10 protein-coding genes are annotated in these 14,518 nt (G+C 69.6%); 7 read left to right on the forward strand and 3 right to left on the reverse strand.

Annotated features, from left to right (window positions below; genetic code table 11):
• Nucleotides 1-130 precede the first annotated feature (130 nt).
• Nucleotides 131-2,164, reverse strand: a complete 2,034-nt coding sequence (locus IU449_RS11460; protein ID WP_195001788.1) for an N-6 DNA methylase — start codon at nt 2,162-2,164, stop codon at nt 131-133.
• A 145-nt stretch (nt 2,165-2,309) separates the two neighbouring features.
• Between IU449_RS11460 and IU449_RS11465 the strand changes: the two genes are divergently transcribed.
• The 4 genes from IU449_RS11465 (at nt 2,310) to IU449_RS11480 (ending at nt 6,299) form a co-directional block, all read left to right on the forward strand.
• Nucleotides 2,310-2,606: a hypothetical protein gene (locus IU449_RS11465; RefSeq protein ID WP_195001789.1), complete on the forward strand. Its 297-nt coding sequence runs from the start codon at nt 2,310-2,312 to the stop codon at nt 2,604-2,606.
• Nucleotides 2,607-2,724: 118 nt separating this feature from the next.
• On the forward strand, nt 2,725-3,423 hold the full coding sequence (locus IU449_RS11470; protein ID WP_324188189.1) for a vWA domain-containing protein: 699 nt from the start codon (nt 2,725-2,727) through the stop codon (nt 3,421-3,423).
• Entirely contained in the window at nt 3,423-4,295 is an 873-nt protein-coding gene (locus tag IU449_RS11475; protein ID WP_195001790.1) for a PP2C family serine/threonine-protein phosphatase, read from the forward strand. Before IU449_RS11470 ends, IU449_RS11475 begins: the two co-directional genes overlap by 1 nt.
• Before the next feature lie 3 nt (nt 4,296-4,298).
• On the forward strand, nt 4,299-6,299 hold the full coding sequence (locus IU449_RS11480) for a hypothetical protein (protein ID WP_195001791.1): 2,001 nt from the start codon (nt 4,299-4,301) through the stop codon (nt 6,297-6,299).
• Between the two features lie 53 nt (nt 6,300-6,352).
• Here IU449_RS11480 and IU449_RS11485 read toward each other — a convergent pair whose 3' ends face one another.
• Nucleotides 6,353-7,714, reverse strand: coding sequence for an FAD-binding oxidoreductase (locus tag IU449_RS11485; RefSeq protein ID WP_195001792.1), 1,362 nt, complete (start codon nt 7,712-7,714; stop codon nt 6,353-6,355).
• Between the two features lie 216 nt (nt 7,715-7,930).
• Between IU449_RS11485 and IU449_RS11490 the strand changes: the two genes are divergently transcribed.
• The gene (locus IU449_RS11490) at nt 7,931-9,091 is read left to right on the forward strand and encodes a helix-turn-helix transcriptional regulator (RefSeq protein ID WP_195001793.1); all 1,161 of its coding nucleotides are present in this window, start codon (nt 7,931-7,933) and stop codon (nt 9,089-9,091) included.
• Between the two features lie 61 nt (nt 9,092-9,152).
• Here the strand turns inward: IU449_RS11490 and secA are convergent, their stop codons facing one another.
• Complete coding sequence (gene secA, locus IU449_RS11495) at nt 9,153-11,951, reverse strand: preprotein translocase subunit SecA (RefSeq protein ID WP_195001794.1); 2,799 nt, start codon at nt 11,949-11,951, stop codon at nt 9,153-9,155.
• A 285-nt stretch (nt 11,952-12,236) separates the two neighbouring features.
• Here secA and IU449_RS11500 point away from each other — a divergent pair, with 285 nt between their 5' ends.
• Together IU449_RS11500 and IU449_RS11505 are read left to right on the forward strand one after the other, a co-directional pair.
• Nucleotides 12,237-13,658, forward strand: coding sequence for a WS/DGAT/MGAT family O-acyltransferase (locus IU449_RS11500; RefSeq protein WP_195001795.1), 1,422 nt, complete (start codon nt 12,237-12,239; stop codon nt 13,656-13,658).
• Between the two features lie 55 nt (nt 13,659-13,713).
• Nucleotides 13,714-14,262 (forward strand): DUF6912 family protein, encoded by a 549-nt coding sequence (locus IU449_RS11505; protein WP_195002503.1) that lies wholly within the window; start codon nt 13,714-13,716, stop codon nt 14,260-14,262.
• The last annotated feature ends 256 nt before the right edge of the window (nt 14,263-14,518 follow it).

The following is a 14,518-nucleotide window of genomic DNA, read 5'->3' on the forward strand; positions in this document are numbered from 1 at the left end:
TGCCTTTCCGTCGCGCCTGAACGCTAACGCGCGGGATTGTGGGGCCGCTGAGAAACCTCTGTGATCTGTGGCCGCCGTGCCGCCGTGCCGCCGTGCCGCCGTGCCGTGCACTACACCGCGACGACGATGCTCACTTCCCACCCTCCGGCGTGATGGCGGGCTCCAGCGCACCCACGGTGAGGCCGTCGACGACCAAGCGGTTGATATGGGCGGCCAGGTCGTCGGTGCGGCGGGCGGCGGTGCGTAGGTGGTGCAGGCGGGCGAAGGCGGCTCCGTATTCGCGTTGCCTGGGCAGCGGGAGCAGGGGGATCCGGATGCGCTGAGGCATCAGGCGGATCGAGGAGCCGAGGGTGGAGGCGGCGGTGTCGGGACCACCGGCGAAACCGGCCACGAACCAGGGGTCGAGGCGGTCGGGGTCCACGCGGAGGGCGATGACGTTGGGGCCGATGGCGGCGCCGACCCATTTCTCGGGTGTCACCCGAGCGTTGCCTGTGCGGTCACGGCCGCCGTGGACCAGGGCAACGATCACGTCGTTGCCCTGGATGCGCACGACGGCGCGCTGCCAGGTGTCGTCGACGATGCCGCTGGGGTCGCTGTCGGTGGCGGCGTCGCGTCCGGTGAGGGCGGGGGTGCCGAGGTCCGCCTCGGACGGGTCGGCGCCATGGCCGGGATTCAGGACTTCCAGTGCGCCGCCCGCGGCCAGATCGCGCACGGTGGCGGTGCGCCAGGCGGGGGCGTCGACGGTGGTGAGGAATTCGAGTTCGGCTGCCGCGGCGCGTATCTCGTCGATCTCGGTGAGCAGATCGCGGAGGGCGGTGGTGACGGCCTCACCGGTGCGGTCGGCATCGACGGCGGCGCGGACGTGGCGGGCGGGGGTGAGGTCGACGTCGTCGTCGAGGACGTCCATCACACGCAGCACCGCGGCCGCGTCGACTGCGGCGGCGGCTTCGCGGTCGCCGCGGGCGAAGGCGCGCCAGGTGGTGATGACCAGGCGGCTGAGCTGGTCCCAGGGCAGGGCGTCTGCCGGCGGATTGGCGGCCTGGTCGGCGCAGAGGCGGGCGGTGTCGAGGAAGAGCACCTCGTCGGGCGCGGGCAGATCAGGGGCGGGGCGGATCAGCACCCACAGTTGCAGCGCGATCTGACGAGGCGGGGCGAGCCCGGCAGGCAGGCCGATCACGGCGCGTAATGCGCCCGCGCGCAGAAGGTTCGCGCGGATGCGGCGGCCGCTGGAACGCATCGCGACGGCGGGTGGCAGCAGCAGCACGGCGCGGCCACCGGGGCGCAGATGCGACAGGGCGTGCTGGACCCAGGCCAGCTCGGACTCCACGCGCGGGGGGACGCCGTATTCCCAGCGGGGGTCGAGGGCCAGGCGGTCGGCACCCCAATCCCGTTGCTGGAAAGGAGGATTGCTGATGACGGCGTCGAAGGTGAGCCCCGTGAAGGCATCCTCGGTGAGGCTGTCGCCCTCCTCGACGGAGACCAGCATCTTGCCCGGGGCTTCGAAGGAGTTCGCTCTGCGCTCGGCTTCGAGAGCGAGCAGGGCTCGGGCCCGGTGGACCTGGACCGCCAGCAGATCCTGGCCGAAGAGTCCGCGCGCCCCGGCCTGCGCGGCGGCGCGTAGCAGGGCACCGCTGCCACACGCCGGGTCGAGCACTTCGGCGGGCACCGCGAGGCCGGTATCGCGAGCGTCCTCGACGCCGCGGATCAGTTCGACGATCAACTCCGCCAACGGTTCAGGAGTCGGATAGACGCCGGTGGTGGGGTTCTCCTCCAAGCCGCGTTCGGCCAGCACGTCGAGTACGGCGGCTGGGTCGTCGGCGTGCGCGGCGGCGCGAATGGCGCGTAGCACCTCGTCGTCGGCCTCGCGCGGACGCGGATCGGCGGCGAGAGCGGGCAACTGGTCGATGAGGGCGGCAATGCCCTGCGGTCGCACGGCGGCGCGCAAGACGGTGCGCAGCTCGCGCAGCGGGGACTCGGCCGCCTCGTAGCCGTGCTCGCGCAGCCAGTCGCGTACGTCGGCGAGTTCGAACAGCGGCCGGGTGTCGCTGCCGCCGCTGGGCGACGGAAAGTCGGGGTGGCGTCGCCGCCAGTTACTGACGGTGGCGCGGGTGACGCCGGCCAGCCGGGAGATCTCCGCGGCCGTGACCTGTGGGGTGTCGTTCATCCCCCTCCTTTCGTGTCGGCCCCAGCTTCGACCACATGAGTCCGGTTGTCAATCACCTCCAAACCAGTTGACAATGTTTTCGTGTTCATCCTATGTTGGGCGTCGCCCGAAGAAGAGCCGAAAACATTGTTCACCGCAACGACCCATGAACGACAAGACCCCTGGACAGCGCCATTCCCAGCAATCACATCCCGGCCATCAGCGGCACGATCACCAGCAGCCCCATCCTCAGCACACCGCTGCTCAGCACTCCCATCCTCAGCACACCGATCCTGTGCCGCCCGTTCCCCCGCCGCCCGCTGCCCCCGAGCCGGATGCGGCGCCCACGGGCGCGGCCGTACCGGACGGTGAGTTCGAATTCCGGGTGACCGCCGTCGACGCGCCGGTGAAGACGGTGGGTGACAACCGATTCCCGAGCGGCGCGAAAGTCGTTCTACGCTGAGCGAATCGGTCGGTGGATGCTGAACCGACAGACACCGGCCGGTGCGCAATGTCATGCTGACGATCCCCGAATTCCGTTCGGGGCGTACTGAATCGCGAATTCGCCAGGAGGCGGACCTGTGCCGGATATCACCCTTCCACTGAACGAAGCCAACCCTGATCCCCGCGTCGCCTGCATCGTCCTCGCCGATGTCTCGGGCTCGATGTCGGGTGCGCCGATCGCCGCACTACAGAACGGGTTCGCCGCGTTCGTCGAATACGTCACCGGGGACGACCTGGCGCGCAAGAGGGCTGAGGTCGCGGTGATCACCTTCGGCACCGAGGCCCGGGTGGTGGTGCCGCTGCAGGAAGCCCGCATGCTCGAGCCGGTCCCGTTCTCCGCGGGCGGCAGCACGAACATGGCCGCCGCCATCGATATGGCTATCGACATGATCGACGAGCGCAAGCGCGAATACCGGGCCGGCGGCATCCAGTACTACCGGCCGTGGTTGCTGCTGCTCACCGACGGCGCACCCAACCCGATCGGCTTCGACGCGGCGGTCGCGCGGTTGAACGCCCTCGAGGCGGCCAAGGGCGTCACGGTGTTCGCGATCGGCGTCGGCGACAATGTCGACTACCAGCAGCTCGAACGGGTGACCACACAGCGTCCGCCCGCGCCGCTGGCCGGGCTGCGGTTCAACGAGTTCTTCGAGTGGCTGTCGACCTCGCTCGGCAACATGGCGAGCTCGGGCAACCACGGCCGCTCCGACGAGCAAGTGGCGGCCAACTCCGACCAGCAGGTGGCACTCGCACCGCTGTCGGGCTGGACGACCGTCTGATGGTGTGGCTCCCCCGGCACTGGAGGGTCACCGGGGCATCGGCGGCCGGCGAAGCACACCTCCGCAGAGGACTCGGCTGCGACGACGCGTTCGCCTACGCGATCACCGGCGACCTGGTCGTCGCCGCGGTCGCCGACGGCGCGGGCAGTGTCACGCAGACCTCGGCATGGGGTTCCTACACCGTGTGCGACCGGGTCGTGACCACCGCGCTCATCCCGGAGTTCCGCGACTGGTTCGGCGATGTCCGGCGCGGTGAGGTGGCTCCGGAATGCTTGATGGAGTGGCTTTTCCGGCAGGCTCTCGACGCGCTGCACGCGCGGGCTCGCGGCACCGGGCAGCCGGTCGCCGAACTCGCCACCACACTGGCGGTGGCGATCGCCACGCCGGACTTCGCGATCTTCGCGCAGATCGGGGACGGTGTGATCGCGCTGCGGGAACGTGACGGAGTGCGGACGGTGCTCGTCGAGGAGAAGGGCGAGTACGCGAATCTGACCTGGTTCGTGCAGTCGCGCGATGCCTTCACCACCTCGTTCCGTGTACACACCGCCGTCGACGTGACGGCGTTCGCGCTGAGCACCGACGGGATGGCGTACAAGATCACCGATGTGGCCAGCGGGGCCGCGTTCGAGCCGTTCTTCACGGGCGCGTGGGCGGCGACAGCGGCCGACGAACTCGGGGAAGCCGAACTCGAAGCCTGGCTGGCCGGGATCGCCGACGATCAGACCGGCGACGACAAGACCGTCGTGCTGGCGGTGCTCACCGGCACCGCCGAGGGCGACGACGCGACCGCGGCCCCCGCCCTGGAGCGCCGGGTGCAGTCGCGGCGGCCACCGGTATATGTCGCGCCTACCGTGGAAAGCATCGAAAGCTGAGTCATGCAGGTGTTCCGGCTCGACGACGGACGGGTGGTGCGGCTCGGCAAGGAGTTGGCCAGTGCCGGTGAGGGCGTGGTCAGCGAGGTGATCGGCCATCCCGAATGGGTAGCCAAGATCTACCATGCGCACCTGCCGGAGCAGGGGCTCGCGGCGCGCGACCGGAAGGTGCGCGCGATGGCGGCCGCGAAGCCCCCGGGCGCCGAACAGGCCGACGGTTTCGTGGTGCTCGCCTGGCCGGAGCACGCGGTGGTCGGCCCGGACAATCGGGTACGCGGGTTCGTGATGCGCAGGATCGACACCGTCGAGACGGTCGAGGTGCACAGGTTGTCGAATCCGGCCGACCGGGCGGACCCCAATCCCAAGGGCCCGCAATGGCCGAAGAAGGTGACCTGGCTGCATCTGGTCAATATCGCCCGCAACCTGTGCCGCGCGGTCGACACCGCGCACACGGCGGGTGCGGTGATCGGGGACTTCAACGAGCGCAATATCCTCGTCGCCGACACCACGCTGGTGAGTTTGGTCGACTGCGATTCCTTCCAGTTCCGCTCCGGTTCGACAGTGCATCCGTGCGGGGTGGCGCGGCCGGAATTCCTCGCACCGGAATTGGCGAGCGTCGATCTGGCCCGGCATATCAGGGACAAGTCCTCGGACCTGTTCGTCCTGGCAATTCACATATATCTGTTGTTGATGGCGGGCAATCATCCGTTTTCGCGCGGTGACTGGACCGGGCGCGGCGAGAAACCGGACGCGCTGGCGCTGGCCGTGGGCGGGCACTGGGCCGGTGGCGCCCGATCGAAACTGAAATGTCATCCGGCGGCGCCCGAGGTCGGCATGTTGCCCGTGCCCGTGCGGGATCTGTTCGAGCGGGCGCTCGGCGCCGGGGCGAGACAACCGGCTCGACGTCCTTCGGCCGCCGAATGGGAGCGGGCGCTCGCGGCGATCACCTCGAGCCGGTGCGCGCGGGACACGACGCATTACTACCCGGATCGGAGTCGCGACTGCCCGTGGTGCGCGCTCGCCGAGCGGCAGAACGGTGGCACGCGCGTCACGGCGAGATCGAGAGCGAAGACGCTCCCCACGCGGGGGACGGGCACCGCGCGGGTCACCACCTGCACCGCGACGCTCGGCACGAAACCCCGAGGGCAGACGACGGCCATCGGCCGAGCGGCCACTGTCACCCGGCCCTCACTCGCTCGGCCCGCCGCGACACGGCCGCCCGCCACGGCCCGAACAAGCAAGGCCGACCCGGTGGTCACCGAACGCCGGGAGATCGACCGCACCGTCGGACGCCTCGTGCTCGGCGCGACGTCGACATGCCTGACTCCCTGGTTGCTCGGCCATTACCTGCTGCGCGGCAGCTACCTGCCGGTGTCCGGTGAGGTCTACAACGACGAGATCCGGGCCTGGTGGCCGTATTTCTGGGCCGAGTTGCGCGGTGGCTGGGCACTGCTCTGGCTGCTGGCGGCGGTGTTCCTGCTGGTACGACCGTGGCGCGGGCGATGGCTGTCCCTCCTGGCCGGTGTCGCGCTGCTGTCCATGGCGATCTGGGTCGGCCCCGGCGCCGCGGACAGCTTCGCGAGCGCCGAGCGGACATCGGTGGCGGAGCTGGACTCGACCAGGTTCCCGTTCTCCGGGCATCACACCACCTGCGGATCCGTCGACGTGGGTGTCCGGGCGTCCGAGCACGCTCCGGTGCATTCCCTGTGGCAGATGTACGTGTTCACCGACAGCGGCGAAGCCGGCTCGGTCTGTGATCAGGTCGCGGTCTATCACGGCTGGCAGGAGACTGCCTCCCTGCGACTGCCGGACGGCATCGCCTTCGAGGATTTCGGCAGCAGCATGTCGGTCTACTTCCAGGACGTCGGCGAGTCCTATCCGTCCGGCTGGGCTTTCTGGGACTACGACCTGTCCCGGGTGTGGCTCACCGTCCACACCACCAACGGCCGGGTCGTGTCCACGAACCTGCGCGACGCGGCCCACGGAGGGCTGGCTCTTCGATGACGCGCTGGGGGCGCCGGCGAAGCCGCCGACGCCCCCAGACCCCTCGAGTCGTCCTACAGAGCGTGATTCGCCACGAACACCGAGCCCGGCGCGACGGTATCGCGCAACTGGCTCAGGCGGGCCCAGTCCTCGCCGTCGAACAGCCTCCCGCTGTCGACGCGATTCTCGGCGAAGGTCGCGACGAGATGGGGCAGCGACCACGGCGCCATCGCCCGCACCACCGCGAAGCCCGCCGCCTTGCCCGCCACCGCGGCCTGCGGTGTGGGCGCCACCGCGACGCACAGCAGGGCGTACTCGCCCGGAATGTGTGACAGCGCACCGCCGTTCGCGTCGGGGCGGGCGATGGCGCCGCCCAGGTGGCGAAGTTCGGCGAACATCAGTCCGGAGGCCGTGCCGTCGCCGACCCGGTCGAGGAAGGCCGCGACGGCTTCGACGTCGAGCGGGCCGAGGACGCTGTGGTCGCCGACCGCGGGGGTGGGGGCGGGCGGGTCCATGTGCACCTCGACCAGTGCCTGCGCCGGGATGCGGCCGAAGGTGTCGACTTCGGGGGTCAGCGCGCGCAGGGGGGCGAGCAGATCGGCTGCGACCTCGTCGGATTCGAGGATCGCGCCGTCGATGACGACGATGTCGCGGCCGGACAGGAACGGCGGGAGTTCCGGCAGCGGCGGGAAGCTCATCACGCGCAGCGAGGTGGTGGCCGACTCGGGGACGGTCTCGGTCCACCGGACCCATGCCGGGACCACCTCGGCCGCGCGCGACCGGTCCCACAGCAGCATGCCCGCGAAGACATCGGCGTAGGGCAGCAATTCGATGTCGATGGCGACGACCACGCCCAGGTTTCCGCCGCCGCCGCGCAGCGCCCAGAACAGCTCCGGGTTCTCGGTGGCGGAAGCGTGCGCGACGGTGCCGTCGTGCAGGACCACCTCGAAGGCGCGCACCGAGTTCGCGGCCACGCCGTGGGCGCGGCCGTAGAAGGACAGGCCGCCGGACAGGATGTAGCCGGCGACGGCGACGTCGGGGGCGCTGCCGTGCAGGGCGGTCAGGCCGTGCGGGGCGGCGGCGGCCAGCACCTCCTGCCACAGGGTGCCGCCGAGCACGCGGGCCGTGCGGGCGACCGGGTCGACCGTGACACCGGTGAACTGTGACAGCCGCAGCAGCACCACGTCGTCGAGGGCCACCTCGGCGAGCGGGCCCGCGCCGTGACCGGTGCTCTGCGGCGCGATCCGCAGGCCGGCGGCGGTGGCGGCACGCACCACCGCCGCCACCTGTTCCACCCCGGTCGGGACGGCGACCGCGGCGGGGCGCTGGTCGACGGCGATGTTCCAGGGAGCGCGGGCGGCGTCGTAGCCGGGGTCGCCGGGCAGATGGAGTTCGCAGTGCGCGCGCACCGATTCGAGAGCGAGAGCGAGAGTCATGCCGACAACATTCGGCCGACGCGCCGCTCGCCGACATCCCGCGTCGCGGGGTATTTTCCGACCCGCGATGCTGGGGGTGGCCGTCCCCAGAAATCTGGGACGCGGGCGCGACTCCCACGGCAGTGGATTCGATCGTGGCAGAATACCGGCAAAGTGTGGCCGCGAACCCAGAGTTCTGGGATGGTGCCGCGACCGCGGACAGGGCACACTCTGCTCATGGCTCGAGGACTGACAGCGGCACGGGTGCGACAAGATGTGGACGTGGTCGCCCGCGCGGGCCTCGACCTGGAAACCTTCCTGCAGGAAGCCGTGGACTCGGTGGCGCGGGCGGTGCCGTGGGTCGGGGCGTGCGTGGGCACGCACGATCCGGCCACGCACATGCTGACCAGCGCGCGCAAGTACGGCCACCTGCGGGATCGCAACAGTCACGATCACGAATTCGGGCTCATCGAGTACGGGACCGTGGAGCCGACGGCGTTCACCGAACTGGCGCGCGCGCAGGTGCCCGCCGCGGCCGTGCACTTGATGACCGGCGGGTCGGTCGAGGAATCGGGCCGGATGGCGATGTTCATGAAGCCGCACTTCGATTTCGCGGACGAGGCCAGGCTGGTGTTCCGCGACGGCAACCAGGTGTGGGGCGCGATGGCGCTGTTCCGGGGCTCCGACGACCGGCCGTTCGACGCGGCCGAGGTGCAGTTCCTGGCGTCGCTGGCCGCGCCGTTCGCCCACGGGGTGCGTACCGGACTGCTCACCCGGCTGGCCGAGGGGTTGCCGCCGACCGCGGTCACCGGGCCCGCGGTGGTGATCGTCGGCGCGGACGACGAGATCGCGCAGATGAGCCTGGGCGCCGAACAACGGCTCGCCGACCTGAACTACGGCGCCGCGGGCTGCGACCCGCTGGCGGCGGTCTCGGCGCTGGTCGGCGCGGCCAGGCGTTACGGGCGCGGGGAGACACCGGTACCGCCGCGCTGCAGGCTGCGCACGGTGAGCGGGATGTGGCTGGTGTTGCACGCCGGGCCGTTGATCTCCCGCGACGGCCGGCAGGGCGAGGTCGTCATCACCATCGAGGAAGCGCGGCCGCCGGAGATCGTCTCGATCGTGGTCGCCGCCTACGGACTCTCGCCACGCGAACGCGACGTCGTGGCGCTGGTGCTGCAGGGCATCGACACCAAGGAGATCGCGGCCACTCTGCACCTGTCGACCTACACCGTGCAGGACCATCTGAAATCGGTCTTCGACAAGGCGGGCGTGCGGTCCCGCCGCGAACTCATCTCCCGCGTCTACTTCGACCAGTACGTGCCGCGCATGGGTACCGACCTCTCGCCCGGCGGGTGGTTCACCGACGCCGCGGCGAGCAGTCAGCCGATGGGCGCCTGAACCGCGATTCGGCCGCCGGCGGCAGGCGCGGAGCGAATCTCCGACGCCTGCCCGGCTCGATTCAGTGCCTGCGGCGCGACTTCGGCGCGCGCTTGGCCTTGCCCTCGGCGCGAGCCGCTTCCCGGCGCTCGCGGCGGGGAACGGGGCCACCGTTGCCGCCGTACTCCTCGGCGTCGCTGTGGACCTCGGCGCGACCGCCCTCGTCGGGTCCGATGTAGTTCAGGCCGCGCGGGGTCCGGTCGTCGATGCCCTTGGCCAGCAACGGGGCCGGGGCCGCGGGCGGCGGGGTGGCGCCGATCGGCGAACGCAGGCCGGGGTCGACGGAGACGCCGGCGGGCTGCGGCTGCTGGACTTCGACCTTCAGGTTGAACAGGAAGCCGACCGACTCCTCCTTGAGGCCGTCGAGCATGGCCATGAACATGTCGTAGCCCTCGCGCTGGTACTCGACCAGCGGGTCACGCTGGGCCATGGCGCGCAGGCCGATGCCCTCCTTGAGGTAATCCATCTCGTAGAGGTGTTCGCGCCACTTGCGGTCCAGTACCGACAACAGCACCTGACGTTCCAGGTTGCGCATGGAGCCCTCGCCCGCCAGGCCGTCGATCTCCTGCTCACGCTTGGCGTAGGCGGCGTGGGCGTCGTCGAGGACGGCCTCGAGCAGGTCTTCGCGGGTCAGGTCGCGTTCCTCGCCCGCGAGTTCACCGGTCAACTCACGGTAGTCCAGGCTCACCGGGTACAGGGTCTTGAGCGCGGTCCACAGCTTCTCCAGATCCCAGTCCTCCACGTAGCCTTCGGCGGTCGCGCCGTCGACATAGGCGGTGAACACGTCGGTGATCATGTTCTGGACCTGACCCTCCATGTCCTCGCCACGCAGGATCCGGTTGCGCTCGCCGTAGATGACGGTGCGCTGCTGGTTCATGACCTCGTCGTACTTGAGGACGTTCTTGCGGATCTCGAAGTTCTGCTGCTCGACCTGGGTCTGCGCGCTCTTGATCGCCTTGGAGACCATCTTGGCCTCGATCGGCACATCGTCGGGCAGGTTCAGGCGGGTCATGATCGACTCGAGCGCGGCGCCGTTGAAGCGGCGCATCAACTCGTCGCCCAGCGACAGGTAGAAACGGGACTCGCCCGGGTCGCCCTGACGGCCGGAGCGGCCGCGCAGCTGGTTGTCGATACGGCGCGAATCATGGCGCTCGGTGCCCAGCACGTACAGGCCACCGGCCTCGATGACCGCCTCGGCGTCGGCCTCGGTCTGCGCCTTGACCTTCTCCAGGGTGGGCAGCCAGGCCGCCTCGTACTGCTCTGGGGTCTCGACCGGATCCAGGCCCTGCTTGCGCAGCAGCAGATCGGCGATGATGTCGGGGTTGCCGCCGAGCACGATGTCGGTGCCTCGACCGGCCATATTGGTGGCGACGGTGACCGCGCCCGGCCGACCGGCCTCGGCGATGATCTCGGCTTCCTTCTCGTGGAACTTGGCGTTGAGCACGTTGTGCGGGATGCCGCGGCGGGTGAACTGCTTGGACAGGTACTCCGAACGCTCCACGCTGGTGGTGCCGATCAGCACCGGCTGGCCGAGTTCGTGGCGTTCCACGACATCGTCGACCACGGCGTTGAACTTGGCTTCCTCGGACTTGTAGATCAGGTCCGACTGGTCGATGCGCTGCATCGGGCGGTTGGTCGGGATCGGGACCACGCCCAGGTTGTAGATCTGGTGCAGCTCGGCGGCCTCGGTCTCGGCGGTGCCGGTCATGCCGGACAGGCGGCTGTAGAGGCGGAAGTAGTTCTGCAGGGTGATGGTGGCCAGCGTCTGGTTCTCCGGCTGGATCTCCACCCCTTCCTTCGCCTCGATGGCCTGGTGCATGCCCTCGTTGTAGCGGCGCCCGACCAGGATGCGGCCGGTGAACTCGTCGACGATGATGACTTCGCCGTCGCGGACGATGTAATCCTTGTCGCGCTGGTAGAGCTCCTTGGCCTTGACGGCGTTGTTCAGGTAGCTGACCAGCGGCGAGTTCGCGGCCTCGTAGAGATTGTCGATGCCGAGCTGGTCCTCGACGAACTCCACGCCCGCCTCGTGCACGCCGATGGTGCGCTTCTTGATGTCGACCTCGTAGTGCACGTCCTTCTTCAGCAGCGGGGCGATGCGCGCGAACTCGGCGTACCACTTGGAGGACGCGTCGGCCGGACCCGAGATGATCAGCGGAGTGCGGGCCTCGTCGATGAGGATGGAGTCGACCTCGTCGACCACGGCGAAGTTGTGGCCGCGCTGCACCAGGTCGTCGAGCGAGTGCGCCATGTTGTCGCGCAGGTAGTCGAAGCCGAACTCGTTGTTGGTGCCGTAGGTGATGTCGGCGTGATAGGCGACGCGGCGCTGCGGCGGGGTCATGCCGCCGAGGATCACGCCGACCTCGAGGCCGAGGAAGCGGTGCACCCGGCCCATCCACTCGGCGTCGCGCTTGGCCAGGTAGTCGTTCACGGTGACCACGTGCACGCCGTCGCCGGACAGCGCGTTGAGGTAGGCGGGCAGCACACAGGTCAGGGTCTTGCCCTCACCGGTCTTCATCTCGGCGATATTGCCCAGATGCAGCGCCGCGCCACCCATGATCTGCACCTTGTAGTGCTTCTGGTTGAGCACTCGCCAGGAGGCCTCGCGCGCGACGGCGAACGCTTCCAGCAGCAGGTCGTCGAGGGTTTCACCGTCGGCGTAACGCTGGGTGAACTCCGCCGTCTTCGCCCGCAGCTCGGCGTCGGTCAGATCCTCGTAGTCGGGACCCAGCGCGATCACCTCGTCGGCGAGATGAGCGAGCCGCTTGACGGTGCGACCCTCACCGATCCGTAGCAACCTCGAAAGCGTCAGCGCAGGCACGGGTCTTTTCAGTCCTCTGGTCGGGTGTCGGTTCGGTTCCCCCCACAGGCTCCGCCGAGTTCGGCGGAATCCGCGGCACGAACTCATGGTAGTCGCGCTACCTGGGCACAGTGCGACGCACTACCTCGGCACAGTGCTATGCAGGCGGGCGTCGGCTGTGATCGAATCGAAGCATCGCGCCACCGTAACGCCGCCGCCGCTCGCCTCGAGCCGGTGGCCGCGCCGAACGGTGTCGCGGTGACGAGCAGGTCGGGCGTCACCAGCATCGAAAGGAGCGGCTGCAGCGTGATCATCAGATTGACGCCTCAGGACGCGGCGTTCTACCGGCTGGAGTCGAGCAGCAATCCGATTCACATCGGATCCCTGATGATCCTCACCGGTCCCGACCCCGGTGACGGCGGCTCGTCACCGGGGGTGGACTACGACAGCCTGGTCGAACTGGTGGAGAGCCGGTTGGCGCTGGTGCCGCGCTACCGCTGGAAGGTCCGCGAGATCCCGTTGTCGCTCGGCAAGCCGGTGTGGGTGGAGGACAGCAAGTTCGACATCACCTATCACGTCCGCCGCTCCGCGCTACCCAGTCCGGGCACCGAGGAACAACTGCACGAGCTCGTCGCGCGGCTGGCTTCCCGGCCGTTGGATCAGAGCAGGCCGCTGTGGGAGATGTATCTCATCGAGGGGCTGGCGGGCGGACGCAGCGCGATCTTCACCAAGACGCACGCGGCTCTGGTCGACGGCGAGGAAGCGCTCGAGATCGGCCACGTCATCCTCGACACCAGCCCGTCGCCGCGCGAGCTGGCCGACGTCCCCTGGGAGCCGCTGCGCGAACCCACCGATGTCGAACTACTGGTCGGTGCGCTGTCCCGGCTGGCCGCCCGGCCGAGAGAGGCGATGACGGTGGCGCGCGAGCGCAGCTCGGAGGCGTTCGCGATGGTCGGGGCCGCGAGCCGCGCGCTGGACTCGGTGGTCTCGGCGGTGCGCGCGGTCGCGGTCGGCGCGCCGGACAGCCCGCTCAACGCGCCCACCTCACGGCATCGACGCTTCGCTGTGGCCGATACCGACCTGGCCGTCCACCGCAGGATTCGCAAGCACTTCGACTGTTCGCTCAACGACGTCATCCTGGCGGTGGTCACCGGGGCGTTGCGCAACTGGCTGCTCTCCCGCGGCGAAGGGCTGGTCGAGTCGACCACGCTGCGGGCGGTGGTGCCCATGTCGGTGTACATCGAGGGCGACGGCGCCGGGCAGCCCGCCCCGGCCAGCGAGGTGTCCTCCTTCCTGTTGGACTTGCCGGTGGGGGAACCGAATCCGGTGATCCGGTTGTCGCACATCGCGCACGCCAACGAGGCCAATACCAGGTACCGGCGCGGCGTGCGAGCGCGCACGCTGGTGCATCTGTCGGGCTTCGCTCCGGCGAGCCTGCACGCGGTCAGCGTGCGGGCGGCGAGTACGTTCGCTGAACACACATTCAATCTGGTGATCACCAACGCACCGGGTCCGCAGCGGCCGATGTACGTCGGCGGCGCGCGGATGCTGGAGATGTACGCGGTGTCGCCGCTGCTGCGCAATCAGGCCTCGAGCATCGGGATCACGTCCTACGACGGGCGGGTCTTCTACGGGCTCAACGGCGATCGCGAGGCGATGGCCGATATCGGCGTCCTGGCGGCCGCGGTGCACGAATCCTTGGAGGAGATGCTCGGTGCCTGTGCCTGACAGGAACTCGCCCGACACGAACGTTCTGCGGGTCTACGTGCCCGTGACGGTGCCGATGCTGCGCCGGCTGCTCGCCGAGCGCGAGATCTTCCCGCCCGGCGGCACCGCGTTCGCGGTGACCCCCGCGCTGCGCGAGGCCTACGCCTCCGGCGACGACGAGGAACTGGCCGAGGTGGCCATGGCGGAAGCCGCGCGCGCCGCACTGCGGTTGATCGCCGCCGAACGCGAGGATTTCACCGACTCGGTGGAGGAAGCCCTCGAGCCCTCCGGCGACGCCGACGCGCCCCCGGCGCCCGGCTCGGGTATGCACGGCGGCCCGGTGTACCGGCGGGCGGTGCTCGCGGCCGACGTGTCCGGGGCGAAGCTGCGACCGGACCTCGACGACGCGGTGGTCAAGCTCTCCGGGCCGATCCCCTACGACCGGATCGCCTCGGTGCACGTCGACCTGGCCGAGGCCGAGCCGGAGGTGGCCAAGGCGGTGGACGTGATCGACGCCGCCGATCTCGGCGACGAAGATGCCGAATTCGTGCTCGGCGACGCCGAGGACCACCAGTTGGCCTGGTATGCCAACCAGGAGCTCGCCTTCCTCGTGGAGCTGCTCTGAGGGTGGAGCTGCTCTGAGGGGGGTGGAGCTGCTCTGAGGCGGTAGCGCTGCTCCGATCCGCGTCCGGCCGAGCATGTCGTTGCCGGCAACGGTTACCGAAGGCTCCCGCTGGGAGTGCCAACAGCTCTTCCCCCGATCAACCTACGATGCCGTAACCTGACAGTGAGCGGGCCCGCCCCCGGGCGGCGCAACCGCACGCAGACTTCTGCGACCGCGAGCCGGTCGGCGTTCGCCCCTGCGGCGAACACGGCTTCAG

This window comes from Nocardia higoensis, from assembly GCF_015477835.1.
In the GTDB taxonomy this organism is placed as follows: domain Bacteria; phylum Actinomycetota; class Actinomycetes; order Mycobacteriales; family Mycobacteriaceae; genus Nocardia; species Nocardia higoensis_A.